The following is a 23,609-nucleotide window of genomic DNA, read 5'->3' as shown; positions in this document are numbered from 1 at the left end:
CAAAATATACATCTAACAACGGGGGTATGAAGGAGGAAGTTAAAAATGCCGGCTGGAAAAATTTTAGTGGTTGATGACGACCAGAATATATGTGAGCTTCTTAGGCTTTATATTGAAAAGGAAGGCTATGAGGTGGCAATCGCCAACGACGGCCGCAAAGCGCTGGAGGCTTTTGACGCGGAGGCCCCCGACCTGATTATGCTAGACATCATGCTGCCCGAGCTGGACGGCTGGCAGGTCTGCCGGGAAATCCGCAAGAAATCGCAGTGTCCCATTATTATGCTCACCGCAAAAGGCGAGGTCTTTGACAAGGTGCTCGGTCTGGAGCTGGGAGCGGACGATTATGTGGTGAAGCCGTTTGAGGCAAAAGAGGTCGTGGCCAGAATCAAGGCTGTGCTGCGCCGTTTGGGGAAAAACAGTGAAGAAACGGTGAAAGAAGTCAAATACGACAAGCTTTCCATCAACCTTACCAATTATGAGCTGCGGGTAAACGGCGCTCAGATTGACACGCCCCCCAAGGAAATGGAACTGATTTATCACCTTGCCAGCAATCCGAACCGCGTTTTTACGCGCGACCAGCTGCTTGACGAGGTTTGGGGCTTCGATTATTACGGCGACAGCCGGACGGTGGACGTGCATGTGAAGCGCCTGCGCGAGAAGCTGGAGGGCGTTTCCGACAAGTGGGCGCTCAAAACGGTCTGGGGCGTCGGCTATAAATTTGAAGTTAAGGAATAAAAAATGCAGAAAACACTATTTAAGAAGTATCTGCGGATTACCTCTTCCATCATCTTCATCAGCTTTCTGTTTCTGAGCTTCGTGATGCTGATCTTCTTTTCAAATTACTGGCAGACGGAAAAGCGGAACCTGCTGAGGAAGAACGCCCAGAGCGTAGCCGCCATCGCCGCGGACAGCGTTACTTCGGTGGAAGACAATGTTTATACGATTCACACCGACCGGATGAAGGCGTTCATCGCGGCTTTCTCCGACAACATTGACGCGGATATCTTTGTGACCAAGCTGAGCGGACAGATTGTGATTGCCTCCTACGACAGCACGAGCGGCGTGAACGACGGCCGCAAGGTCAGCGAGGAAATCATGAAAAAGGCCATCGCCGGCGGATACAGCAGTCAGGGCACGATGGGCGGAATTTACAGTCAGCCCTATTATATTGTCGGGGTTCCGATCAATGTGGGAAATATCGACGGCAGCAAGACCGCCATTGGCGCCGTGTTTACGGCCTACAATGTGCGGTCCTTCAATTCCTTCCGCGGGGAAATTCTGCGGATGTTCCTGCTGGCGGCCATCGCCGCGTTTATGGTATCCTTCTGTGCGGTGTGGCTGTTTTCCTATAAGCTGGTTCAGCCGCTGCGCAACATGGCGGCGGCGGCGCGCTCTTTCGGGGACGGTAACTTTTCCGTGCGCGTGCCGGTCACCAGTCAGGACGAAATCGGCCAGCTGGCAATTGCCTTTAACAACATGGCGAGCTCCCTTTCCACCGGTGAGAACGTAAGACGCAATTTTATTGCGAATGTATCGCATGAGCTGAAAACGCCGATGACGACCATTGCGGGCTTTATCGACGGAATTCTGGACGGGACCATTCCGCTGGAAAAGCAGAGCCATTACCTGAGCATCGTTTCTCAGGAGGTTAAGCGGCTGTCCCGTCTGGTGCGCACCATGCTGGATCTTTCCAGAATCGACAGCGGGGAGCTGAAGCTTCGGCCGGCGCGGTTTGACCTTACGAATACGATTTTGATTGCGCTTTTATCCTTTGAGAAATCAATCGAGGACAAAAAGCTGGAAATCCGAGGGCTGGAGGATGCGGAGAGCCTGTTTGTGGACGGCGACCCGGATATGATCCATCAGGTGGTATATAATTTAATTGAAAACGCGGTCAAGTTCACCAATGAGGGCGGATATATTGAAATCCGCATTGTTGACCAGCCGGACAAGAGCAGCGTTGTGATAAAAAACAGCGGCCCGGGTATCGCGCCGGAAGAGCTTTCGCTGATTTTCGACCGTTTTTACAAGACCGACAAGTCCCGCAGCCAGGACAAAAACGGAATGGGATTGGGACTGTATATTGTCCGTACGATTATTAAGCTGCACGGTGGGGAAATTAATGTCAGCAGCGTGCAGAATGAATATTGCCAGTTTGAATTTTGGCTGCCCAAAATCAGCGAACCGCACCTGTTAAAGGACGGGTCGCCGGAGCAGGACAAAGAATAAATGATTTTCAGAAAGGGTATTTCTTATGAGTGACAGCGACTTCGATCACAATCATAACGGGGAGCAGAACCCGTGGGATAACGACTCCGCAAACCAGTCCGGGGAGGAACACCCCACGGCGCCGGAGCAGGAAAACGAACCGGAACAGCCGGCTCTTCCGCAGGATACACCGGAAGCTCCTCTTGAGCAGGAAGAAGCGCCTGCCGCACCGGGCGCGGAGCCGGACAGCCGGGACGCAGATCGGCCGGTTCCCCCGTACGGCCAGCCGCCGTATCAGGATTCTCAGAATCCGTATTCCCCGTACGGTCAGTACAACAATCCTTACGGCCAGTATCAGCAGCCCTATGGGAATTATAACAATCCTTACGGAAATTATCAGCAAAATCCGTACGGCCAGCAGCCTTACTGGTCCTATCAGCAGAACGGCGGGCAGCAGCCCGGGCAGAACCCGCAGGACCCCCGGCCGCCGAAACGCAAAAACACCGGACTGCGCGTGTTCCTCTGGATTTTAGGCGGACTGACCGCGGCGTTTGTTCTGGGCTTCTGTATTTACGGCGTTCAGACCGCTGTCGCCCAGCAGAACGGCGGGTGGCCGCAGACCACGACTTCACAGCCGGAAAACAATGAAAGCGAAGCTCCCGCCACCTCCGGAAGTGAATCCAGTCAGGCGCAGATTCAGGGCGGAATCAAGGGGAACGGAACCAATCCGAACTCCGCCGGAATTACGATTGTACCGGAGCCGGGCACCGGAGTGCTGAGCGCAAAGGATGTTTATAAAAACGTAGTGGAAAGTGTTGTCGGGGTGGAAACCACCGTGGCCGGTACCACGGACGCTAAGGGCGGCGTGATTCAGGGCACCGGCATCGTGGCGAGCGTGGACGGATATATCCTGACAAACGCCCATGTAGTCAACTATTCCCGCGCAAACAAGGTAAAGGTAATCCTTCACGATAAAAAAGAATATGAAGCAACGGTGGTCGGCTACGACAAGACCTCCGATCTTGCCGTGCTGCGCATCAACGCAAACAATCTGAGCGCGGCCGTGTTCGGCAACGCGGATCAGCTGGAAATCGGCGACGAAGTCATTGCCATCGGCAACCCGGGCGGCATGGAGTACTCCAGTTCGCTGACCGGCGGATATGTCTCCGCCCTGAACCGTACCATTGAGAGCCACAGCGACAACGGGATGACCTACATTCAGACCGACGCGGCCATTAATCCGGGCAATTCCGGCGGCCCGCTTGTGAATATGTACGGGCAGGTCATCGGCATTAATTCCAACAAAATCGTTGCCACAGGCTACGAGGGTATGGGCTTTGCGATTCCTGTCAGCAAGGCGAAAACCATCATTGACGACCTGGTCGCGCGCGGGTACGTTACCGGGCGCAGCCGTCTTGGAATTACCGCCACAACGATCACCGATATTCAGTCCCAGCTTTCCGGCTACCCGACCGGAGTCATGATCCGTGAGATCAGTTCTGAAAGCGACCTGACGAAATCCGGCGTAGCTGTCGGCGACGTTATTACCAAAGCGGACGGACAGACCATTTCCAGTCTGGACGATCTTTACGCGGTGTTGAACCGGCACAAGGCAGGCGACACCCTGTCGCTAACGATCTTCAGGATGGGTACCGGGCAAAGTACCGGCAGCTCAAAAACCGTGAAAACCAAACTGCTGGAAGACAAAGGCGAGACACAGGCAAAATAATGCAAAACAATGCGCCCCGGAACGGCTTTTCAAAGCCGCTCCGGGGCGTTTTTCAATTTATAAATAACTTTTTTTGGGTGGTCAGCGGTGCGTACCGAGGAAGAACAGCGCGATGGTTCCCGGACCGGAGTGGGCCCCGATGACCGGGCCGACGTAATTGGTCACGACGGTTTTTACGCCGAACCTGCTTTTTACCTGTTCCGCGACAAAGTCGGCGTCCTCCTGAGAATCGCCGTGGCTGATGAACACAACCTGTGAAGCAGGGTCAATCGCCGTTTCCTCCATATGATCGACCAGTGCGGTGAGCGACGCGTGGCGGCCCCTGGCTTTGCCGACGTTAATCAGGTGGCCCTCGTCGTCCACATGCAGGACGGGTTTAATGTTCAGCATGGTGCCGATCAAAGCGGTTGTCGCAGAAATTCTGCCTCCGCGTTTCAGATGGTTCAGATCTTCGACCGTGAACCAGTGGCACAGGTGCAGCCTGTTTTCTTCCAGCCAGTTGCGCACCTCGTCTATTGTTTTACCGCTGCGCTTTTGCTGGACGGCGTGATAGATCAGCAAGCCCTGACCCATAGAGGCGCAGAGCGTGTCCACAGTGTACACCCGCCGCTGTGGGTATTTTTCCGCCAGTTCCTTGCAGGCCATCTGCGCGGCGTTGCAGGTGTTGCTCAGTCCGCTGGAAAACGCTGCGCAGAGCACGTCTCTTCCGGACTGAAGAATCGGTTCGATGGCGCCGACGAAAGCTTCCACATTCACTGCGGAGGTCGTACAGATTTCCCCAGCCCGGATGTGCCGGTAGAAATCCTTGAAAGAGAGGTCGCGCCCGTCCAGATAATTGCGGTATTCTTTTTCCGTCAGACTAAAGGAGAGCGGGAGCACCGTCAGCTCCAAATCCCGGGCCATTTCCGCTGTCAGATCACAGGAAGAATCTGTAACAATGACATAATCGTTCATAAACTTCTCCTTTACCTTCCCTGATGAATTTGTCTTTTTCAGTCAAAGAAATTGTTAAATTTCTATAATCATAAAAATATTTTATCATTTTCCACTTGAAATATAAGTCGAATATAGAATTAATGCAGGAATGCAATATAAAAAATAAGATTATGTAATATACAATATCAGGTTTAGCAAACAAAAAAAGGAGCGGGCGAACCGTTCCTTTTTTATACCTTAATTATTCTTGTTTTCCAATATTTTACAGGATATATAATAGGACACCGCAAAAAAAACAAGTAAAAACAGGGGGGAGATTTTCAGCAGAAACACGATCTGCTCACTGCTCGGTGCGGCTAACCGAAGCTGTTTATAGAAAAAAACACCAAGGGTGGGAATAAAAACAATCACCAGCAATGCAAACCTCGCTTTCTGTGTTCCAAACTGATAAAACAGCGGAATTAAAATCTCACAGAGGAGAAGAGACGCGCCGAATGCGGCGTAAATCGCCGCGAACGTTTCCGCGGAGAGGCTGCCGAACAAGAGGTTCGCGAAAAGCGGAATCAAAGCCATGATGCAGGTCAGAAGCAGGGTAAGCAGGTATCTTGCAAAGACGAGTTTTCCCCTGGTCAGGGGGAAGGTGAGCGCGTAAGTGTTCCATTTCGACAGCTCGTCATAAGCGAAGGCATTCGTAAGAACAATCATCGGGATCATTGGGATCAAAGTGAGCAGCAAAGAGGTAATCTGATCGATTCCGCTCCCCGTTGTAGCAAAAAAGATAATATAAAAAGCCAGCAGAAGCAAGAAAACCCGCCCCTGCTTTTTTAAATACAGCAGGTCTTTTAACAGAAGTCCCGTCATGATTTGCCCCCCTTTACATAAATCAGCATGATGTCGTCAATGGTGGCCGGGTCGACGACCAGACCGGCATATTTTCGCTGGGTGGCGTCCCGGTCCGTCACCAGCGCTTCATAGCCAAAATCGGTTTTGCGCCAGCGGACAAGATCGTCTTTGTCTACCCGCTGAAAATCGTTCGAACCGCATTTGAGAACCCCGTACCGATAGATCAGGTCATCCTTCGAACGGTCGAAAATAATTTTTCCTTCATGAATGAAAACGACGTAATCCGCTACTTTCTCCAGATCGCCGGTGATGTGGGAGGAAAACAGCACGGAGTGGGATTCATCCTGAATGAAATCAAGGAAGATGTCGAGAATCTCGCTGCGCACGACCGGGTCAAGCCCGCTGGTTGCCTCGTCAAGAATTAAAAGGCGCGGGCGGTGCGCCAGCGCGCTGGCAATGCTCAGCTTCATTTTCATTCCCTTGGAATATTCCTTAATCGTTTTATTTTTCGGCAGCTTGAACTGGTTCAGATACCGGTCGAAGAGTTCGTCGTCCCAAGTTTTAAATACCGCCCGCAGGATGGAAGCAATGTCCCCGGCTTTGAATTCGCCGTGAAAATAGCTTTCGTCGAACACGACGCCGATCTGCTCCTTGATCTTCTGTTCGTCCTTAATATTATCCAGACCAAAAATTTTGACAGAGCCGCTGCTCCGCTTCATTTCATTTAAAATCAGTTTGATTGTGGTCGTTTTTCCTGCGCCGTTTTCGCCGACAAAACCGACAATGCTGCCGCCCGGAACGGAAAAGCTGACGTTTTGCAAGTGAAACGACGGGTAGTCCTTACAAAGATTGCTGACTGTGAGAATATCTTCCATAGTTACCTCCCTGGCGCTGTGCCGGAATTTTAATCACCGTTGTATAGCAAAGTAAGCATTTCGCGGAGTTCATCCAGTGTGATTCCGCCCGATCTTGCCACATCCACGGCGCTTTGCAGAAGATTTTCCGCTTTGCGCAGCTGTTCTTCACGGATAAATTCCATGTTTTTCTGTGCGACAAAGCTTCCTTTTCCGGCGACTGTTTCAATAAACCCCTCCCGTTCCAGATCCTCATAAGCGCGTTTGGTAGTGATGACGCTGATGTGCAGCTCCTTTGCCAGAAGCCGCATAGAGGGCAGAGCTTCGCCCGCCTGCAGGGCGCCGGTAATAATGCTGTTTTTGACCTGCTCGGTAATTTGTTCGTAAATCGGTTTGCCGCTGGAATTGCTGATGATGATGTCCAAAGAATCACCTCGTAGGAATATTGTGTATATCGTGTATATACAATAATCCTAACGCCGACATTTGTCAAGAGATAATTTTTAAAAATTTTCCTTTTGAGGGCAATTTTCCTGTTTGTTGGGTGGTGGCTTGAAAGGAGGCTGAAGGCTTGGAAGGTAATTCGGAAACGGGCGAAAGAACCAGAAAGCGGGTTCGCAGAGGGTACGAGCGGCTGGCTTACGGCGGAATTGCGGACGCGGTGCGGCTGCTGTTTACAGAGGAACCGGATTTGGCGGCGCTGGACAAAATGGATCTGTATAATATTGCGGAGATCAAACGGCCGAAGGGCGGCGGGATGGAAATCAAGTTTTTTGACCGGATCAAAGCCCTGCAGAGTCTGGAAGAGCTGAGCGAAACCGGCGGGGATGTGCTGCCGCTGTACCGCACTTTGCAGGAATGCGCAAAATCTTTCAGCGGGGAAGAAGATGGAGTTTAAAACTTTTTCGCAAAAACAGCTTCAGGCGCTTTCCTGGTGGTGCCCAGGCAGCCCGTATGAAAACCGGGACGCGGTGATCTGTGACGGGGCGGTGAGAAGCGGGAAAACGCTCTGCCTTGGAATTTCCTTTGCGGCGTGGGCGCTTTGCCGATTTCAAAACCGCTCGTTTGCCATCTGCGGGAAAACCATCCGTTCCCTGAAACGGAACCTGATTACCACGCTGCTGCCGGCTCTACAGGAAGCGGGATTCCGGTGTGAGATGAAAGCCGCGGAAAACCGGCTGGATATTTCCTTTGAAAAGCATTGCAACCGGTTTTATTTGTTCGGCGGGCGCGACGAGGGTTCCTCCGCGCTGATTCAGGGCATTACCCTTTCGGGGGTGCTGTTTGACGAGGTGGCGCTGATGCCCCGGTCCTTTGTGGAACAGGCGCTTGCGCGCTGCTCGGTGGAGGGCTCGAAATTCTGGTTCAACTGCAACCCGGAAAATCCGCAGCACTGGTTTTACCGCGAATGGATCAAAAAGGCGGAACCGAAGAACGCGCTATACCTGCACTTCACCATGGAGGACAACCCGTCGCTCAGCCCTCAGATTCGCGCACGGTACCGCGGGCTTTACGCGGGGACGTTTTACGAGCGGTTCGTGCTGGGGAAATGGGTGGCGGCACAGGGGCTTGTCTACCCGTTTATGACGGACAAAATGTTCTGTGACGTACCGAAAGACTGTGAAAGCTACGCCGTTTCCTGCGATTACGGAACCGTGAACCCGTCTTCCTTCGGACTTTGGGGAAAAAAGGACGGCGTATGGTACCGGATGGACGAGTATTACTACGATTCGCGTACCGCGGGTTCTTCCCGCACGGACGAGGAGCATTACGCCGGGCTGGAACGGCTTTGCGGGGAACGGGAAATTGACAGAATTGCCGTTGACCCTTCCGCCGCCAGTTTTATCGAGGTCATCCGGCGGCACGGAAAATACCGCGTCCTGCCCGCGCAGAACGAAGTACTGGATGGAATCCGTCAGGTCAGCGTTGCGCTGAAACAGGGGGACGTGAGAATCTGCAGAAACTGCGCGGACGCGGTAAGGGAATTCGGCCTGTACCGCTGGAACGACGACAAAAGCCGGGACGCGCCGGTAAAAGAAAACGACCACGCGATGGATGATATCCGGTATTTTGTGACGACGCTGCTCCGCAGGGAGGACGCTTTCTTCGCAATTGCCGCGCCGCGCGGGAGAGGAGAGCCATGATAGGGAAAAAACAAAAATTGCAGCCGGTCGCACAGGCGGTACAGACGGCGGCTGCCGCTTCGCCGTTTGCCGCGCTGAACAGCTATGTGCCGCTGCAGACAGGGGAAAACAGACTTTACGCCGCTTTGCGTGAGGCGGTGCCGATCATTGACGCGGGCATTGATAAAATCATCCGGCTGATCGGCAGCTTTACCGTACACTGCGGAAATAAAAACGCGGAAGCCCGCCTGAATTTATTCTTACAGAATGTAAAAGTAAATTCCATGGAGGCGGGAGTCCAGAGCTTTTTGAACGATTATTTGTCGCAGCTTCTGACCTACGGCAACGCGGTGGGGGAAATGGTGGTCGGCGGCGGAACCGTTGCCGCGCTTTACAACGCGGGGTTGGAGGATGTAGAGCTGAAGGCGGTCAGCCCGCTGCAGACAGAGATCTTTCGCCGCGAACCCGGAGGAAGCGTGAGGGTGAAATATCCGGAGTTGGTCTTTTGCTCCGCGCTGAACCCCGCGCCCGGCAGCGCCAGGGGGGTATCCCTGCTGCACGGACTGCCGTTTGTCAGCGGAATCCTGATTCAGATTTACAACACCATCGGCGTCAACTGGGAACGGCTGGGCAATGTGCGCTTCGCCGTAACCTACAAACCGACGGGCGACGCGGCGGACAGAGCCTACGCAAAGGAACGCGCCCAGCAGATTGCCGGGGAGTGGAGCCGCGCGATGCAGAAGGACAGCGTAAGCGATTTTATAGCCGTGGGGGATGTGAGCATCAAGGCGATCGGCGCGGATAACCAGATTCTGGACAGCGCCGTACCGGTGCGCGAAATGCTGGAACAGATTGTGGCGAAGCTTGGACTGCCGCCGTTTCTGCTGGGACTTTCGTGGTCGTCTACAGAGAGGATGTCGAGTCAGCAGGCGGACATTCTGACCAGCGAACTGGAAGCATACCGCCGTATCCTGAACCCGGTGATTCACCGCATCTGCTCTTTGTGGCTGCGGCTGAACGGGTACGATCCGGGGTTTGTGATTGAATGGGATGACATTACGCTGCAGGATGAAATCGAGACGGCAAACGCGAGGTATCTGAACGCAAAGGCGGCACAGCTGGAAGCTGCCGCAACAACGTAAGGAAAGGAAGGATTACTTGAAAGAGGGATATGTGCTGAAAAGCAAAGGAAAACCGGACGGGGACGCGCTCCGGAAAATTAACCGGTATACCCGCAGGGAGTTTACGGCGGAGGAAATCTACACGTTTTCCGTAGTCCTGTGTGACAACGAAATTGACCGCGACGGGGAGCGCTTCACGGAAGAAGCCTTGCAAAAGCTGGCGGTTCTGTTCGTCGGGAAAACGGGGATTTTCAATCACAGCATGCAGACGCAGAACCAGACGGCCCGCATTTACGACTGTGCCGTGGAGCGGGACGGCGAACGAACGACGCAAACGGAAGAACCGTACTGCCGTCTGGTCGCGCAGGCGTACCTGCCGAAAAGCGATAAAAACAGCGACCTGATTTTGGAGCTGGACAGCGGGATTAAAAAAGAGGTCAGCGTGGGCTGCGCGGTGGGCAAGGTTACCTGCAGCATCTGCGGCGCGGACTTAAAGCAGGGCGGCTGTACCCATGTAAAAGGAAAGACCTACGGCGGGAAAACCTGCTGTGCGGTTTTAAGCGAGCCGACGGACGCCTACGAATGGTCGTTTGTGGCGGTTCCTGCCCAACGCGAAGCGGGAGTGATTAAAAACTTTTCCACCAAAGATGCGGAGAATGTTGAAAAAATGCTTTCGTCTGCCGACGGGGAACTCACACTGAGCGCGGAGCAGGCACACCGGATTCTGAAGCGGCTGGAAACGCTGGAAGCGCTGGCCGAATGCGGGCGAATGTACCGCGGGGAGCTGGAAAACAGCTTTGTGAAATACGCGGGCATTGCGCAGCCGGAGATCCCGGCAAAGACGGCGGCCCGTGTTGCCGCCGAAATGGACGCGGAAGATTTGAAATGTTTTGAAAAAGCCTACCGCCGCAGGGCACAAGAGGTTCTTCCCCTAAGCCCGCAGCTGGCTCCGGCGCACCGGACGGAAAGCTCTGCTTTCAATGCGGAGTATAAAATATAATTCTGAATAACGGAGGAGAAAACATGAATATTTCTTTGAACGGCTATGGTGAACAGATGGCAACCTTTGAGGCGGAAGCAGGCGTAACGCCGGGGATGCCGGTGAAAATGACCGGAAACGGAAAGGTCGGCGCGGGCACGGCGCTGGACGCGTTTTGCGGAGTGGCGGTTTCCGTGCGCGGAGGCTTTGCGGCGGTACAGCTTTCCGGCTATGTTACCGTGCCGTATTCCGGCACCGCCCCGACAGTCGGGTACCAAAAATTAAACTGTGCGGCAGACGGAAAAGTCCAGACGGAAAGTACCGGCAGGAGCCTTCTTGTCACGGACGTTGACACCGCGGCGCAGACCTGCGGCATCATTCTTTAAGAAACGGGAGGAAAAAAACATGGCATTTTATGAATCAATGAAACTCGAAAAAGGAATGTACGGTACCCCGGGAAAAAGCTTTACGGAGGTTCTGGAAAGCCTTGACCCGACCGAAAATTACGCGGGCAGCGGGCTGGAAGGGCTTGACGCGTACCAAAGACAGCTGAAGCGCTTTGATATCCGCGTAGGCGGCGCGGACTCCGACCGGATTGAAAAATTCTTCCAGACGGCGGATTCCTCGGCGCTTTTCCCGGAATACGTCAACCGCGCAGTGCGGCAGGGGATGGAGCTGGCGAACCTGCTGCCGAACCTTGTGGCGACAACGACGAATATCGGCTCCATGGACTATCGCACCATTACCTCAAATCCGGGTAAAGAGGACAAAGCACTTAAGCCGGTCGCGGAGGGAGCGCAGATTCCCCAGACCGTCGTCAGGACGCAGGATCATCTGGTGAAGCTGCACAAGCGCGGAAGGATGCTGGTCGCCAGCTACGAGGCGCTCCGATTCCAGAAACTCGACCTGTTCACCGTTACCCTGCGCCAGATCGGTGCTTACATTGCCCGCGCACAGCTTACGGACGCGGTGGAGGTACTGCTGCACGGGGACGACGGGCAGACCCCCGCAGACGCGGTGGCAACGGCGGGCGCAAAGCCTGATTACGCCGACATGGTCAACCTTTGGGGAGTGCTCGCGCCGTATTCTCTCAATACCATGCTGGCTTCTACTTCCACCGTAAAGGACATTCTGTCCATCAGTGAGTTTAAGGACGCGAACGCGGGCTTGAACTTTCAGGGTACCGGCAAGCTGGCCGCTCCGCTCGGCGCGAACCTTTTGCATGTGCCGGATTTGGGGGACAATCAGATCATCGGACTTGATAAAACCTGCGCGCTGGAAATGGTGCAGGCCGGCGGGGTGCTGACCGATTACGACAAGCTGATCGACCGCCAGCTGGAACGCGCCTCTATTACCACGATCGCGGGCTTTGCCAAGATTTTTGACAGTGCCGTGAAGGTACTGAATTATCAGCCGTAAGGGGAACGGATATGGTGATTGAGGATGTGGCTGAGCGCTTTGCGCTGATGGCGGATTTAAGCGCGGAATCGGCGGCAAGGTTCCTGCCCCTGTGTGAGGACGCAATGGCGGAAATCAGCCGCCGGGTAAAACAGGAGGTTCCCGAAGCGCAGGGGCTTTTGTGTGCGGCGGCGGCTTCGCTCGCGCTGTACCGCTGGGCGGTGGTGACGGCGGGCTCCGGGGTGCAGAGTTTTTCGGCGGGGGATGTGAAGGTGACGAAAAGCGCTGCCGGGGTGGAAATGGCCAGACAGGCATGGCGGGAATCCGTTGCGGCGGCAGCTCCGTATCTGAAAGACGAAGGTTTTTTGTTTGAGGGGATTTGTTCATGACGCAAAGAGAAACACTGGAAAGGCTCTTTCGAAAATACGGCGAAAAAGTGACCGTCCACGACTGTGAAGTCAGCGCGATTTTACGGCCTTTGCAGTACAAAAGCGGGGCGTCCCTGAATTTGCCCACGGAATATTACGATAACCTGCATTACCTTTACACCGGCCCTACAGGGGAAAAGCTTTGTACCGGCGATGAGATTTACAGCGGCGCGCGCAACTATGTTGTCAAGCGCGCCGACACAGCCCTGGTGGCGGGGGAAGAGCTTTACGTCTGGGCGGTTTTGAAGGTGCTGGCCGCCGACGCGGACAGGGAAGTGTACCTGGAAGCGGACGGGGAACGGGTTGCGGTCGCCGACAGTTATACGGTAAAATGCGTGCAGCAGAGCCGGACGGTTTCCGCCTGGGGCGAGCAGGACGCGGTTTCCACCGCGCCCGGGCGAATCAGCTATGAGCTGACCGTTCAAAACGTTCGCTCTCAAAGCGGTACGGACCTGTGTGCGCTTTCGGGATTCAGCCTGATTGCGGCGGGGAGTGCAGGCAGGGTGGTTTACTCCGGGTGCAGATGGAAAAATATCACGGCGGAGGGCGGGGCGGGCAACACCCCCCGCCAAAGCATGGAACTGGTCGCCGCGGCGCGGACACAGGAAAAGGAGGGGGAAAGCGGTGGACAGTGAGCTCGATGAAATTTCGGAAGGGTTGGAACGGGACTTTCGCAGATATCCCCATCCGCTGGACACCGGGGAGGAACACGCATGAAAATACAGCCGATGAGTTATAAAAATTATGTGTGGCCGTTTAACCCGAAGCAGGTGGAGGTCGCTTATTCCAGAAATATTAAAAATTTGAAGCTGCCGCTCTACGGGAGCATTCTGCAGGATTTGGGCTGCGACAAGCGGATCGTCACCGGTTCGGGCGAGTTTATCGGCAGCGGATGTATGGAGGAATTCAGCCGCCTGGCGGCGGTGTTTACTTCCGGCGAAAGCGGGCTGCTGCGGCTGCCGGGGGATACCCCGTTTCCGGCGGCGTTCGCTTCTCTGAAAATGATCGGGGAAGCCCAGCCGGACTGCGTTTCTTACAGTTTCGTATTTGTAGAGGATGGGGACACGGATTTAAAAGTCCCGGCTGCTTCCGCCGGAATTTATGTCTGTACTGGCGGGGAAAGCCTGTGGGAAGTCGCCAACCTTTACGGGACGGATGTGGATACGCTGAAAACGCTGAATCCGATGATTCAGTGGCCCAACGCGCTGAACAGCGGGCAGAAGGTGGTGCTTCCGTGACCTATGTGGGGGTAACGCCGCAGGGGGTGGGATTTTTGCTCCCGCCCCCGGTTTCGGCAAGGATGATTTGCGGGGAGGACGCGCCGGCCGACGGATTCACCGGCACCTTTCCCCTTTTCAAAAGTGCGGGTCTGCTGACAGGCATTAAAATCTACAACAAAAATCAGGGGCTGTGTTTTGACGGAATCGTAGACGAACAGAAGGAGAGCTCTGGAGCGGGAAGAAAGCTGACGCTTGCCGCCCGCAGCCACGCGGCGGTTTTGCTCGACAACGAGGCAATTCCGCAGACCTACTGTATGCCGTCGCTGAAGACTGTTTTTGAAAGGCATGTAAAGCCCTACGGCTTTTCGGGGTTTTTGGGTGACGGCCGGGTTTTCAGCGGAACATACACGGTAACAAAGGGGATGAGCGAGTGGCAGGCTGCGGCGGGATTCTGCAGCCGGTTTTTGAAAGTGACGCCGCGAATTACGGCAGATACATTTGATGCGTCCGGCGAAAAGCCGCAGGGGGAACTGCTGTTTGACAACGCTGCCGGCATTGCGTACACTTCTCTTTCCGTTGAAAATTTGTTTTGCAACCTCCTTTCGGAGGTACTGGTCAAGTCCGGAAGCGCCGGAAATTACTGCTCTGCCGCGCGAAGCGGACAGGCGGAGCTGCTGGGAATCCGGCGAAGAAGATGCCTTGCACAGGGAGACGCCGATGGGCTGATCCGCGCGGCAGAGAAAAAGGCGTACCGGGTGGCTGTGGACTGTCCCGGAGAAATCACCGGGAGCCTTTTTACGGCGGCAAAGGTCAGGGACACGGCGCTCGGTTTCATCGAAAACCTGTATGTATCGCAGACGGAATACCGCTTGGGTGACGACGGGGAAAGTACCCGGTTTCTATTAAGGAGATGAGGGATATGTGGATTTCACAGCAGATCACTGCCGCGCAGAACCGGAAAACCGCCGCGGAAGTGGCGGAAGTAACCGGTGCGGCCGTGATGCAGGGGGAAAGGGAATACCGCGGCATTCCCTTTCTGGGCCCGTGGGGCATTGCTTACCTGCCGCCAAATACGGCAAAGACGGTTGTGGTAGGAACAGGTTCGAGGAATGCCTGCATTGGAGCGGTGACACAGGAAAAAGGAATCGCTCCGGGCGAATTACTGCTGTTTTCGTCCGGAGGCGCGAGCATTTACCTGAAAAACAACGGCGATGTTGTCATTAACGGGCAGGTTTTCGCCGCGCAAAAGGAGGGTTAGCATGGATACGGCGTTAATGAACGGGGATTTTTTACTCGGCTTCAACGGTCGTCCTCAAAAAATACAGGGCGCGCAGGAACTGCTGCAGCGCGCCGCTCTTCGCTTGAGGATCCCGATTGGGAGCTTTGCGTATGACCCTTCTTTAGGGAGCCGCCTGCATGAACTGAAGTCCGGCGACAGCGGGCTGAACGAAAAGGCACTTACCATGGCACAGGAGGCGCTTCGGGTTCTTCCGCAGGTCACGGTGGAGCATGCCGAATGCTTGGGGAACCCCCTGGCTGTAATGGTCGCGCTCGGCTGCGGCGGGGAAAAAGCGGAGATAGAGGTGAAAATATAGTGTACAGCTACAACGAAATTTTAACGCGGATGCAAAATCAGTTTACATCCCTTGCCGGGTACGCTCCGGACGACGCTTCGGACATCGGGATCCGCATGAAGGTGCTGGCGGGAGAAATCTATTCCATTGGCAGCGCGGTGGACTGGCTGAAAATGCAGACGTTTGCCCAGAGCGCACAGGGGGAGCAGCTTGAACTGCGGGCGCAGGAGCGGGGACTGACCAGAAAGCAGGCGGTTGCATCCTCCGGAATGCTTACTTTTCGGCGAATTACCCCGCTCTGGTACGACGCTTTAATTCCGGCGGGCACGGTCTGCGCCACCTCCGGCGACCAGCCGGTGCGGTATATTACAACCGAAGACGCAATCCTCAAAAACGGAGAACTCAGCATTGAGGTATCGGCAAGGGCGGAACAGGGCGGGAAAATCGGAAATACCCAGCCGGGTACCGTTACCGTGATGGTGACACCGCCCGCCGCGCTGGAAAGTGTGACGAATACGTCCGCCTTTACCGGAGGGGAGGACAGTGAAAGCGACAGTGAACTGCGCTCCCGGCTGATGCAGAGCTACGCAAGCATTTCCAACGGTACAAACGCGGCATTTTACCGCGAATGTGCTTTAAAATACGACGGTGTCTACTCCGTGGGAGTGGTACCGCGTGAAAACGGAGCGGGGACGGTCGGACTTTACCTTGGCGGCAGAGGAACGGTTCCCTTGCAGGAGGTCATTGATAAAGTACAGAGCGGTCTGAATTTACTGCGTGAGGTAAATGTGGACGTAAAGGTCGCGGCGGCACAGACCGTTGCGGTGGATGTAGACATTGCCGTTACGCCTGTGGATACCGTTTCCGTACAGGACGCACAGGCTGCCTGTGAACAGGCGGTCAGGGAGTATTTTGACGAACTGTCGGTCGGGGAGCCGGTAATTGTGACCGCACTGGGGGTCAAAGTGTTTGCGACGGGCAAAATCAAAAATTATCTCTTTAACGCCTCTGCGACTGCCGACAGAAAACTCGGGATGAACCAGCTGGCAGTCTGCGGCTCGGTAAAGGTCGGGTACTACGCGGGGGTGGAACAGTGAGGGCTTTGGACTCTATGCTTGCCAAAATGAAAGCGATCAAAATTTACTCGCTCAGCGGAGGCACCGCCGTGGATGATGAGCTGCGGGCGTACGCGCAGGGACTTGATATGGTCTGTGGCGAACTGGAAACGCTGCAGAGGGAAAGCTTTACGGCCACCGCAGCGGACTACGGGCTTGTGAACGCGGAGAGCCTGCTTCAAATCGGTGCCGCAACTGACACGGACGAGAGGCGAAACGCGATTTTGAAACGCTGTGCGATCACACCGAATGATTTTACGGTCGGCAGTATGGAACAGATTTTTGCAATGGAGGGCATTCCTGCGAAAATCTGTGAAAAGGTGAATGAAAAAAGTATTTATGTAAACTGTTTTGACGAATTGTCGTCACCGGAAAAAAGGACTGCCGTTTTGCGGACTGCCAAAAACTACCTTCCCGCACATTTAAACGCGGAACTGGATTTTAGAAGCATTTCATGGAACAATATCGACGGTGCAAATGAGACGTTCGACACAAAGGACGCCTTTTCTTACACATGGGATGCGATTGACGGTTTTGACGGCAAAATGGTAAGGATTTAAGGAGGAAACAATGCCAACAAACAACAAAACATCCCTGGGGCTGAACAGCTGGGTGGGAACCGACAAACCGATGCGCAGCGATTTTGTGGAAGACAACACGCTGCTGGATACGCTGCTGACCGGCCATTTTGGGAATGCGCAGATGCATTTGTCCCCGGACGACCGGACGCTGCTGACACAGCCCTTTACCGTCGGGAGCTACTGCGGTGACGGAGCGGCAACGCAGGTGATTACCCTGCCGTTTGCGCCCAGACTCGTACTGGTATTTCTGGAACAAATGCCCGCGAACGATTATTTTCCGGGCGGCGGATACAATGAAAACAGCTTTGCGGCTGTCACCAAAACAGGCGGCAGTGCCGGCGTGCTTCTGTCCGCGGACAAACTGACTGTTTACCAGACGCAGAACCCGCCCGCGGGCGGCGGAATTCTGAATAATTTAAACGGCGACACCATGAATTATATCTATGTCGCTTTTCGATAGAATTTGCATTATTTTGGATTTTAAGATAAAATAATAGCAAAATACAGCGGAACCTGCTGAAAGGGGATGGACGGACTGGAACTGTACGAAAATGAAGAAAAACCGGAGCGCGCACTGCTGGTTGAAGTCAACACGGGGGAGTATGACGCGGAGACTTCGCTGGCGGAGCTGTATGAGCTGGTCAGCAGCGCGGGAGCGGAGCCTTTCGGCGCAATTACGCAGAACCGACCCACCTATGACAACGCTACCTGTGTCGGGTCGGGGATGATGGAAGAAATCGCCGATTTTTGTGAAAAGCATGAAATTGATCTGCTTGTGTTTGACTGCGAGCTTTCTCCCACTCAGATCAGAAATATTGAAACCATCAGCAAGGTACGCGTTGTGGACCGCACCATGCTGATTTTGGATATTTTCGCGTCACGCGCAAAAAGCAAAGAGGGCAGGCTGCAGGTGGAACTGGCTCAGCTGAAATATCTGTTGCCACGACTGTCCGGAAAGGGAACGTCGCTTTCCCGTCTGGGCGGCGGAATCGGAACGCGAGGCCCGGGCGAAAGCAAGCTGGAAACAGATCGGCGGCACATCCGCAGGAGAATTGATTCTCTGAATGAGCAGCTGGACGCGGTGGAAAAGCACCGCAGTCAGATTACCCGCCGCCGTCAGAAGGACGGCGTGATTACGGTCGCGCTGGTGGGCTACACCAACGCGGGGAAATCCACGCTGATGAACTATCTGACACAGGCCGGGGTTCTGGCGGAAAATATGCTGTTTGCCACGCTGGATCCGACCGCCCGCGCGCTGAAGCTGCCGAACGGCACCACGGTGATGCTCATCGATACCGTCGGTCTGGTGCGGCGCCTTCCGCACCATTTGGTGCAGGCTTTCCGTTCCACACTGGAACAGGCCGCTACTGCCGACATTATTCTGAATATCTGTGACGCTTCCAGTCCCGAAGCGCAGGAGCATCTGAAAATTACGAAGGATCTTCTGGCGGAGCTCGGCTGTGAGGGAAGACCGATTATTCCCGTGTTCAACAAATGCGATCTTCTTCCAGCGGCCAATATCATCCCGTTCGTCGGCAATTCCGTGCGGATCAGCGCGGCGACGGGCGCGGGAATTGAGAAACTTCTCAGCGCGATTGAAGACAATCTGCCTATTAAAAGCAAGCGGGTTAAGCTGCTGCTGCCGTTTGCTCAAAGCGGTCTTGCGGCACAGATCCGCCGCGAAGGAACGGTGGAAAATGAGGAATACACCGATCTGGGTCTTGTGCTGACGGCACAGGTTCCGTCTACTCTGGACGATACCATCGGAAAATATATTATCGGATAGAAAGAGCCGCTTCCCGGTACAATCGGGAAGCGGCTCTTTTTTGTCATTTTTTCAGGAGAAACGCTGCTTTTTCATAGTCGCACTTTTTTACATAAATATAATACTGATATTCATACTCGCGGTTTATCCCAAAGGAGCCCAGTCGGGTGCGCATCCCGCCGGCCTGCGCGTTGACAATGCGTGTTTCACAAGGGATTCCTCCTTCATGAAGCTTTTGGCGGATATCCATGAACTCTTTCTCGGAAAAACCAAGGGACACTTCCCTGCGGTTCCACGGAAACACTGCCATCGCCTTCCTAAAGTAAAATTATACTTTCTCCAGCACCTTTACGATTTCGCCAATAAACAGCTTGTGGTAATCCTTCTGCGGATAATTCTTCGTGTCAATGGAAGAATCGATAAAGCAGGAGGGGTCAATGGTCTGCCCGTGCAGCTTACGGCAGATCAAAACGAGCTTTGCCTCTTCAAAATAAGGTGCATCATCGTACACGGTTGTCAGACCGGATTCCTTGATTTTATCAACATCCCGGCCGGAGTGGCTGCCGCAGTAATTCAAAGCCTTTCTGTAGGCTTCGTCAAAAAAACAGAGAGAATAAAAATCCTCTTTTTCAATGAATTTCAGAGTATAGCGCTGCGGACGGATAAAAATAAAGGAAACATATTTATGCCACAGCTCGCCCAGGGCACCCCAGCTGGCGGTCATGGTATTGCATTTTTCCCGGTTTCCCGCGGTAATCAGCATCCATTCCTGATCGATTTTGGTGAATGGATTAAAATTCATTTTCGTGATGTCAATTTGCTGAAACATCAAAAACACCTCCGTTAAATTGGTTTTTATTTCTATTTTATTTTACCACGTTTGGATATATCCCACAATCTGAAAAGATCATATTTATAGGTTTTTATTGATTAAAGATAAAATGAATATTTATGCACAAAATGCTTGAATTCCCGTATAAATAGTGTATAATAAAACACAACAAAACAAAACAGGGGGCCTTTGCAATGGAAAACAACATTAAAAAAGTAGTTCTCGCTTATTCGGGCGGACTTGATACTTCTATTATTATTCCCTGGCTGAAGGAAAATTATAACAACTGCGAAGTTGTCGCGGTTGCGGCGGACGTAGGGCAGGGCGCGGAGCTCAACGGCTTGGAGGAAAAGGCGAAAAAGACCGGCGCGTCTAAGCTTTATATCGCCGACCTGAAAAAGGCGTTTGCCGAAGATTACATCTGGCCGACCCTCAAGGCGGGCGCTGTTTATGAGAATAAGTATCTGCTCGGCACCTCCTTTGCAAGGCCCCTGATTGCGAAACGGCTGGTGGAAATCGCTCAGGCCGAGGGCGCGGACGCAATCTGCCACGGCTGCACCGGAAAAGGCAACGATCAGGTGCGGTTTGAGTTGGCCATCAAGGCGTTTGCGCCGAAGATGAAGATCATTGCCCCGTGGAGGGAGTGGTCCATCAAGTCCCGTGACGAGGAAATCGACTACGCCGAAGCGCACAAGATTCCTCTGAATATTACCAGAGAGACCAACTATTCCAAGGATAAGAACCTGTGGCACCTTTCCCACGAGGGCCTTGACCTGGAGGACCCCGCGAACGAACCGACCTATGATAAACCGGGCTTTTTGGAGCTGGGCGTTTCCCCGGAGCAGGCTCCCGACAAGGCAACTTATATTACCCTTCACTTTGAAAAGGGTGTTCCTGTGTCTCTCAACGGCAATAAGCTCTGCGCGGTGGATATGATTGCGCAGCTGAATAAAATCGGCGGGGAAAACGGCATCGGCATTGCCGACATTGTGGAAAACAGGCTGGTGGGCATGAAGTCCCGCGGCGTGTACGAGACCCCGGGCGGCACCATCCTTTACCACGCGCACAACAAGCTGGAGGAGCTCTGCCTTGACAGGGATACCTACCACTACAAGCAGGGCGTGGGCAATAAATTCGCGGAGCTGGTTTATTTCGGCCAGTGGTTTACTCCTCTGCGCGAAGCGCTCTCTGCGTTTGTGGAAAGCACCCAGCAGACGGTGACCGGCGAAGTAAAGCTGAAGCTCTACAAGGGTAATATCATTGACGCGGGGGTCACTTCTCCGTATTCTCTCTATGACGAGGAGATTGCGACCTTCAGTGAGGACGAAGTTTACAATCAGGCGGATTCCGCCGGATTCATCAACCTGTTCGGACTGCCGATTCAGGTACAGGCGATGAAAAAGCAGAAGAATAAATAAAATCCATTTTGGGGCAGGCGCACGGTCTGCCCCACATTTTCAATAAACGGAGTGTGTGTGATTTGAAGCTGTGGGCAGGAAGATTTCATAAGGAACTCGATCAGAAGACCAACGATTTTAATTCATCCATTTCCTTTGACAGCCGGATGGCAAAGGAAGATATTGAGGGCAGTGTTGCCCACGCGACCATGCTCGGCGCCTGCGGCGTCATCGACGCAAAGGAAAGCGAAAAAATCTGCGCGGAGCTGCAGAAAATTCTAGCGGAAATAGAGGACGGTACGCTGGAAATCGACAGGGAAGCCGAGGACATCCACACCTTTGTGGAGGGCGAACTGACCGCGCGGCTGGGCGCCGCGGGCAAACGGCTGCACACCGCGCGCAGCCGGAACGACCAGGTTGCGGTGGATGTGAAGCTGTATCTGAAAAAACAGTGCAAAACCCTGCACGGCCAGATCAAAGAGCTGATTGGGGTGCTGTGCAAAAAGGCGCTGGAAAACAGCGGCGTAGTGATGCCGGGCTACACTCATATGCAGCGCGCGCAGCCCATCACGTTCGGACACCATCTTTTGGCATACGCCGAAATGTTCCAGCGTGACCTTTCCCGTCTGGAAGACACCGAGAAGCGGATGGATGAATGTCCGCTCGGTTCCGGCGCGCTGGCGGGAACCACTTATCCGCTGAACCGCGAAATGACGGCTTCCCTTTTGGGCTTTGCCGGGGCGACCAACAACAGCCTTGACGGTGTTTCCGACCGGGATTTCTGCATGGAGCTTGCCGCGGATATCGCCATTGCTATGGTGCATCTTTCAAGATTTTCAGAGGAAATCATCCTGTGGTGCTCGTGGGAATTTAAATTTGTGGAGCTGGACGACGCGTTTTCCACCGGCTCCAGCATCATGCCGCAAAAAAAGAATCCGGATATCGCGGAGCTGGTCCGCGGGAAAAGCGGCCGCGCCATCGGCGACCTGACCACGCTCCTGACTATGATGAAAGGTCTTCCCCTTGCCTACAACAAGGATATGCAGGAAGATAAGGAAGCGATTTTCGACGCGGTGGACACCCTGCACATGTGCCTGACCGCCTTTGTTCCAATGATCGACACCATGCGGGTACTGCCACAGAATATGCGCAAGGCGGCGGCAAAGGGCTTTATCAACGCGACCGACTGCGCCGATTATCTGGTCGGGAAGGGGATGCCTTTCCGCGACGCCTATAAAATCACGGGCGAGCTGGTGGCGTACTGCATTGAAAACGAACAGACGCTGGAAACCGTTCCGCTTGATAAATACAAAACGTTCAGCGAGCTTTTTGACAACGGAATTTTTGACGCGATTTCACTGGAAAACTGTGTGAACGGCAGAAAGGTGCTGGGCGGCCCGGCTCCGGAAAATGTTTGTGCACAGGCAAAAAGGGTTCTGCAGAAGCTGGGGGTGCAGATATGATCCGGGCGGGGGTGGTCGGCGCGACCGGCTACGCGGGCGCGGAGCTTTGCCGGCTGCTGAGCGGACATCCGCAGGCGGAGCTTGCCGCGGTCAGCTCCGTCAGCTTTGAAGGGCAGGCTCTTTCAGACGTTTATCCCGCGTACCGCGGGGTGTGCGACATGGTCTGCGGCACTCAGGATGAGGTCGTGGAAAGAAGCGACGTGGTTTTTGCCGCGCTGCCGCACGGCCTGTCGCAGGAGCTTGCGGCGGACTGCTACGCAAAAGGGAAGGTCTTCATTGACCTCGGCGCGGATTTCCGTCTGGAAAACGAGGGCGATTACCGGCAGTGGTACGGCGGAACGTTCCTGCACCCCGACCTTCACGCGCTTGCCGTTTACGCTTTACCGGAGCTTTTCCGGGAACAGATCAGGGGGAAGAAAATCATCGCAAACCCCGGCTGCTACACCACGGCGGTGCCGCTGGCGCTTGCTCCGGCACTGAAAAACGGTCTGATCTTAAAAGAAGGCATGATTGCCGACTGCAAAAGCGGCGTGACCGGCGCGGGCCGAAAGCCGAGCCAGAATACACATTACCCGGAGCTGAACGAAGGAATGAGCGCCTATAAGGTTGCTTGCCACCGGCACACGCCGGAAATGGAGCAGAGCCTTTCCCATGTGGCGGGCGCACCTGTCACGCTGACCTTTGTGCCGCACCTGCTGCCGGTCAACCGGGGTATTCTTGCCACCTGCTATGCAAGACTGACCCCCGGGGTCACAATGGAACAGATTGAAAAAGCTTATCATGACGCTTATGATTCGGAGTACTTTGTCCGGCTGCTGCCGAAGGGAAAGGAAGCGGACATTAAAAATGTGCGCTGCTCCAATTTCTGCGACATATCGCTCCACGTTGATTCCCGTACCGGTACGTTCATTGCCATTTCGGCGATTGACAACATGGTTAAGGGCGCGGCGGGGCAGGCCATTCAGAATATGAATCTTGCGTTTGAAATAGAGGAAACCGCCGGGCTGAAAGCATTGCCTCCGGCATTTTAAGGGGATAGTGAA

Annotated in this window: 28 protein-coding genes; 22 read left to right on the top strand and 6 right to left on the bottom strand. The window is 54.1% G+C overall.

The features are described 5' to 3' along the window. Nucleotides 1–45 precede the first annotated feature (45 nt). Genes J5W02_RS07880 through J5W02_RS07870 form a run of 3 tightly spaced genes read left to right on the top strand, consistent with a single transcriptional unit; the run spans nucleotide 46 to nucleotide 3,937 of the window. Nucleotides 46–735 carry a response regulator transcription factor gene (locus tag J5W02_RS07880; protein WP_219965118.1) on the top strand — a complete coding sequence of 230 codons (690 nt, stop codon included), beginning with the start codon at nucleotides 46–48 and terminating at the stop codon, nucleotides 733–735. A gap of 3 nt (nucleotides 736–738) precedes the next feature. Further along, complete coding sequence (locus tag J5W02_RS07875; RefSeq protein ID WP_219965117.1) at nucleotides 739–2,229, top strand: HAMP domain-containing sensor histidine kinase; 1,491 nt, start codon at nucleotides 739–741, stop codon at nucleotides 2,227–2,229. 25 nt (nucleotides 2,230–2,254) lie between these two features. Then, nucleotides 2,255–3,937, top strand: a complete 1,683-nt coding sequence (locus J5W02_RS07870; protein WP_219965116.1) for a S1C family serine protease — start codon at nucleotides 2,255–2,257, stop codon at nucleotides 3,935–3,937. Nucleotides 3,938–4,018: 81 nt separating this feature from the next. On the opposite strand, the gene J5W02_RS07865 is transcribed toward J5W02_RS07870, so the two are convergent. The 4 genes from J5W02_RS07865 to J5W02_RS07850 form a co-directional block, all read right to left on the bottom strand. Then, the gene (locus J5W02_RS07865; RefSeq protein WP_219965115.1) at nucleotides 4,019–4,891 is read right to left on the bottom strand and encodes a DegV family protein; all 873 of its coding nucleotides are present in this window, start codon (nucleotides 4,889–4,891) and stop codon (nucleotides 4,019–4,021) included. Between the two features lie 219 nt (nucleotides 4,892–5,110). Continuing rightward, nucleotides 5,111–5,734: an ABC-2 transporter permease gene (locus J5W02_RS07860; RefSeq protein ID WP_219965114.1), complete on the bottom strand. Its 624-nt coding sequence runs from the start codon at nucleotides 5,732–5,734 to the stop codon at nucleotides 5,111–5,113. Continuing rightward, the gene (locus tag J5W02_RS07855) at nucleotides 5,731–6,591 is read right to left on the bottom strand and encodes an ABC transporter ATP-binding protein (RefSeq protein ID WP_219965113.1); all 861 of its coding nucleotides are present in this window, start codon (nucleotides 6,589–6,591) and stop codon (nucleotides 5,731–5,733) included. The genes J5W02_RS07860 and J5W02_RS07855 overlap by 4 nt, the downstream gene beginning before the upstream one ends. A 29-nt stretch (nucleotides 6,592–6,620) precedes the next feature. After that, nucleotides 6,621–6,995: a GntR family transcriptional regulator gene (locus J5W02_RS07850; RefSeq protein WP_219965112.1), complete on the bottom strand. Its 375-nt coding sequence runs from the start codon at nucleotides 6,993–6,995 to the stop codon at nucleotides 6,621–6,623. Between the two features lie 146 nt (nucleotides 6,996–7,141). On the opposite strand from J5W02_RS07850, the gene J5W02_RS07845 reads away from it, so the two are divergent. From J5W02_RS07845 to hflX, 16 genes are all read left to right on the top strand, one after another. Next, nucleotides 7,142–7,468, top strand: a complete 327-nt coding sequence (locus tag J5W02_RS07845) for a hypothetical protein (protein WP_219965111.1) — start codon at nucleotides 7,142–7,144, stop codon at nucleotides 7,466–7,468. Continuing rightward, nucleotides 7,458–8,714 carry a PBSX family phage terminase large subunit gene (locus J5W02_RS07840; protein WP_219965110.1) on the top strand — a complete coding sequence of 419 codons (1,257 nt, stop codon included), beginning with the start codon at nucleotides 7,458–7,460 and terminating at the stop codon, nucleotides 8,712–8,714. The genes J5W02_RS07845 and J5W02_RS07840 overlap by 11 nt, the downstream gene beginning before the upstream one ends. Further along, nucleotides 8,711–9,835: a serine/threonine protein phosphatase gene (locus J5W02_RS07835; protein ID WP_219965109.1), complete on the top strand. Its 1,125-nt coding sequence runs from the start codon at nucleotides 8,711–8,713 to the stop codon at nucleotides 9,833–9,835. The genes J5W02_RS07840 and J5W02_RS07835 overlap by 4 nt, the downstream gene beginning before the upstream one ends. A 16-nt stretch (nucleotides 9,836–9,851) precedes the next feature. Beyond that, nucleotides 9,852–10,814: a hypothetical protein gene (locus tag J5W02_RS07830; protein ID WP_219965108.1), complete on the top strand. Its 963-nt coding sequence runs from the start codon at nucleotides 9,852–9,854 to the stop codon at nucleotides 10,812–10,814. Nucleotides 10,815–10,837: 23 nt separating this feature from the next. Beyond that, the gene (locus tag J5W02_RS07825) at nucleotides 10,838–11,179 is read left to right on the top strand and encodes a hypothetical protein (protein WP_219965107.1); all 342 of its coding nucleotides are present in this window, start codon (nucleotides 10,838–10,840) and stop codon (nucleotides 11,177–11,179) included. 19 nt (nucleotides 11,180–11,198) lie between these two features. Beyond that, nucleotides 11,199–12,212, top strand: a complete 1,014-nt coding sequence (locus J5W02_RS07820) for a phage major capsid protein (protein ID WP_219965106.1) — start codon at nucleotides 11,199–11,201, stop codon at nucleotides 12,210–12,212. An 11-nt stretch (nucleotides 12,213–12,223) separates the two neighbouring features. Then, on the top strand, nucleotides 12,224–12,580 hold the full coding sequence (locus tag J5W02_RS07815) for a hypothetical protein (RefSeq protein ID WP_219965105.1): 357 nt from the start codon (nucleotides 12,224–12,226) through the stop codon (nucleotides 12,578–12,580). Further along, complete coding sequence (locus tag J5W02_RS07810; protein WP_219965104.1) at nucleotides 12,577–13,254, top strand: hypothetical protein; 678 nt, start codon at nucleotides 12,577–12,579, stop codon at nucleotides 13,252–13,254. The genes J5W02_RS07815 and J5W02_RS07810 overlap by 4 nt, the downstream gene beginning before the upstream one ends. A gap of 78 nt (nucleotides 13,255–13,332) precedes the next feature. Further along, nucleotides 13,333–13,857: a LysM peptidoglycan-binding domain-containing protein gene (locus J5W02_RS07805; RefSeq protein ID WP_219965103.1), complete on the top strand. Its 525-nt coding sequence runs from the start codon at nucleotides 13,333–13,335 to the stop codon at nucleotides 13,855–13,857. Continuing rightward, nucleotides 13,854–14,753: a hypothetical protein gene (locus tag J5W02_RS07800; RefSeq protein WP_219965102.1), complete on the top strand. Its 900-nt coding sequence runs from the start codon at nucleotides 13,854–13,856 to the stop codon at nucleotides 14,751–14,753. Before J5W02_RS07805 ends, J5W02_RS07800 begins: the two co-directional genes overlap by 4 nt. A 5-nt stretch (nucleotides 14,754–14,758) precedes the next feature. After that, complete coding sequence (locus J5W02_RS07795; protein ID WP_219965101.1) at nucleotides 14,759–15,097, top strand: hypothetical protein; 339 nt, start codon at nucleotides 14,759–14,761, stop codon at nucleotides 15,095–15,097. A gap of 1 nt (nucleotide 15,098) precedes the next feature. Next, nucleotides 15,099–15,434 carry a histidine kinase gene (locus tag J5W02_RS07790; RefSeq protein WP_219965100.1) on the top strand — a complete coding sequence of 112 codons (336 nt, stop codon included), beginning with the start codon at nucleotides 15,099–15,101 and terminating at the stop codon, nucleotides 15,432–15,434. Between the two features lie 29 nt (nucleotides 15,435–15,463). Beyond that, the gene (locus J5W02_RS07785) at nucleotides 15,464–16,510 is read left to right on the top strand and encodes a baseplate J/gp47 family protein (protein ID WP_219965099.1); all 1,047 of its coding nucleotides are present in this window, start codon (nucleotides 15,464–15,466) and stop codon (nucleotides 16,508–16,510) included. A 26-nt stretch (nucleotides 16,511–16,536) separates the two neighbouring features. Further along, nucleotides 16,537–17,088, top strand: coding sequence for a hypothetical protein (locus J5W02_RS07780; RefSeq protein ID WP_219965098.1), 552 nt, complete (start codon nucleotides 16,537–16,539; stop codon nucleotides 17,086–17,088). A gap of 10 nt (nucleotides 17,089–17,098) precedes the next feature. Beyond that, nucleotides 17,099–17,569, top strand: coding sequence for a hypothetical protein (locus J5W02_RS07775; protein WP_219965097.1), 471 nt, complete (start codon nucleotides 17,099–17,101; stop codon nucleotides 17,567–17,569). A 66-nt stretch (nucleotides 17,570–17,635) separates the two neighbouring features. Then, complete coding sequence (gene hflX / locus J5W02_RS07770; protein WP_255575621.1) at nucleotides 17,636–18,895, top strand: GTPase HflX; 1,260 nt, start codon at nucleotides 17,636–17,638, stop codon at nucleotides 18,893–18,895. A gap of 43 nt (nucleotides 18,896–18,938) precedes the next feature. Here the strand turns inward: hflX and J5W02_RS07765 are convergent, their stop codons facing one another. Next, nucleotides 18,939–19,184 (bottom strand): hypothetical protein, encoded by a 246-nt coding sequence (locus J5W02_RS07765; RefSeq protein WP_219965096.1) that lies wholly within the window; start codon nucleotides 19,182–19,184, stop codon nucleotides 18,939–18,941. Between the two features lie 18 nt (nucleotides 19,185–19,202). Beyond that, nucleotides 19,203–19,703: a flavin reductase family protein gene (locus J5W02_RS07760; RefSeq protein WP_219965095.1), complete on the bottom strand. Its 501-nt coding sequence runs from the start codon at nucleotides 19,701–19,703 to the stop codon at nucleotides 19,203–19,205. 197 nt (nucleotides 19,704–19,900) lie between these two features. On the opposite strand from J5W02_RS07760, the gene J5W02_RS07755 reads away from it, so the two are divergent. The 3 genes from J5W02_RS07755 to argC all read left to right on the top strand — a co-directional run bounded on the left by J5W02_RS07755 (nucleotide 19,901) and on the right by argC (nucleotide 23,597). Next, nucleotides 19,901–21,124: an argininosuccinate synthase gene (locus J5W02_RS07755; protein ID WP_219965094.1), complete on the top strand. Its 1,224-nt coding sequence runs from the start codon at nucleotides 19,901–19,903 to the stop codon at nucleotides 21,122–21,124. Nucleotides 21,125–21,186: 62 nt separating this feature from the next. After that, nucleotides 21,187–22,566: an argininosuccinate lyase gene (gene argH, locus J5W02_RS07750; RefSeq protein ID WP_219965093.1), complete on the top strand. Its 1,380-nt coding sequence runs from the start codon at nucleotides 21,187–21,189 to the stop codon at nucleotides 22,564–22,566. Beyond that, the gene (gene argC, locus J5W02_RS07745; protein WP_219965092.1) at nucleotides 22,563–23,597 is read left to right on the top strand and encodes an N-acetyl-gamma-glutamyl-phosphate reductase; all 1,035 of its coding nucleotides are present in this window, start codon (nucleotides 22,563–22,565) and stop codon (nucleotides 23,595–23,597) included. Before argH ends, argC begins: the two co-directional genes overlap by 4 nt. Nucleotides 23,598–23,609 lie beyond the last annotated feature (12 nt).

This window comes from Caproiciproducens faecalis (assembly GCF_019448085.1).
GTDB lineage: Bacteria > Bacillota > Clostridia > Oscillospirales > Acutalibacteraceae > Caproiciproducens > Caproiciproducens faecalis.
This window is presented reverse-complemented; position numbering and strand designations above follow the sequence as displayed.

Coding starts and splice junctions, on each gene's coding strand:
- J5W02_RS07775 (WP_219965097.1), top strand. CDS start 17,099: ATGCCAACAAACAACAAAACATCCCTGGGGCTGAACAGCTGGGTGGGA.
- J5W02_RS07765 (WP_219965096.1), bottom strand. CDS start 19,184: ATGGCAGTGTTTCCGTGGAACCGCAGGGAAGTGTCCCTTGGTTTTTCC.
- J5W02_RS07760 (WP_219965095.1), bottom strand. CDS start 19,703: ATGTTTCAGCAAATTGACATCACGAAAATGAATTTTAATCCATTCACC.
- J5W02_RS07835 (WP_219965109.1), top strand. CDS start 8,711: ATGATAGGGAAAAAACAAAAATTGCAGCCGGTCGCACAGGCGGTACAG.
- J5W02_RS07825 (WP_219965107.1), top strand. CDS start 10,838: ATGAATATTTCTTTGAACGGCTATGGTGAACAGATGGCAACCTTTGAG.
- J5W02_RS07820 (WP_219965106.1), top strand. CDS start 11,199: ATGGCATTTTATGAATCAATGAAACTCGAAAAAGGAATGTACGGTACC.
- J5W02_RS07805 (WP_219965103.1), top strand. CDS start 13,333: ATGAAAATACAGCCGATGAGTTATAAAAATTATGTGTGGCCGTTTAAC.
- J5W02_RS07755 (WP_219965094.1), top strand. CDS start 19,901: ATGGAAAACAACATTAAAAAAGTAGTTCTCGCTTATTCGGGCGGACTT.
- J5W02_RS07860 (WP_219965114.1), bottom strand. CDS start 5,734: ATGACGGGACTTCTGTTAAAAGACCTGCTGTATTTAAAAAAGCAGGGG.
- J5W02_RS07840 (WP_219965110.1), top strand. CDS start 7,458: ATGGAGTTTAAAACTTTTTCGCAAAAACAGCTTCAGGCGCTTTCCTGG.
- J5W02_RS07870 (WP_219965116.1), top strand. CDS start 2,255: ATGAGTGACAGCGACTTCGATCACAATCATAACGGGGAGCAGAACCCG.
- hflX (WP_255575621.1), top strand. CDS start 17,636: ATGGACGGACTGGAACTGTACGAAAATGAAGAAAAACCGGAGCGCGCA.
- J5W02_RS07780 (WP_219965098.1), top strand. CDS start 16,537: ATGAAAGCGATCAAAATTTACTCGCTCAGCGGAGGCACCGCCGTGGAT.
- J5W02_RS07875 (WP_219965117.1), top strand. CDS start 739: ATGCAGAAAACACTATTTAAGAAGTATCTGCGGATTACCTCTTCCATC.
- J5W02_RS07795 (WP_219965101.1), top strand. CDS start 14,759: ATGTGGATTTCACAGCAGATCACTGCCGCGCAGAACCGGAAAACCGCC.
- J5W02_RS07855 (WP_219965113.1), bottom strand. CDS start 6,591: ATGGAAGATATTCTCACAGTCAGCAATCTTTGTAAGGACTACCCGTCG.
- J5W02_RS07815 (WP_219965105.1), top strand. CDS start 12,224: ATGGTGATTGAGGATGTGGCTGAGCGCTTTGCGCTGATGGCGGATTTA.
- J5W02_RS07785 (WP_219965099.1), top strand. CDS start 15,464: ATGCAAAATCAGTTTACATCCCTTGCCGGGTACGCTCCGGACGACGCT.
- J5W02_RS07810 (WP_219965104.1), top strand. CDS start 12,577: ATGACGCAAAGAGAAACACTGGAAAGGCTCTTTCGAAAATACGGCGAA.
- J5W02_RS07865 (WP_219965115.1), bottom strand. CDS start 4,891: ATGAACGATTATGTCATTGTTACAGATTCTTCCTGTGATCTGACAGCG.
- J5W02_RS07880 (WP_219965118.1), top strand. CDS start 46: ATGCCGGCTGGAAAAATTTTAGTGGTTGATGACGACCAGAATATATGT.
- J5W02_RS07790 (WP_219965100.1), top strand. CDS start 15,099: ATGGATACGGCGTTAATGAACGGGGATTTTTTACTCGGCTTCAACGGT.
- argC (WP_219965092.1), top strand. CDS start 22,563: ATGATCCGGGCGGGGGTGGTCGGCGCGACCGGCTACGCGGGCGCGGAG.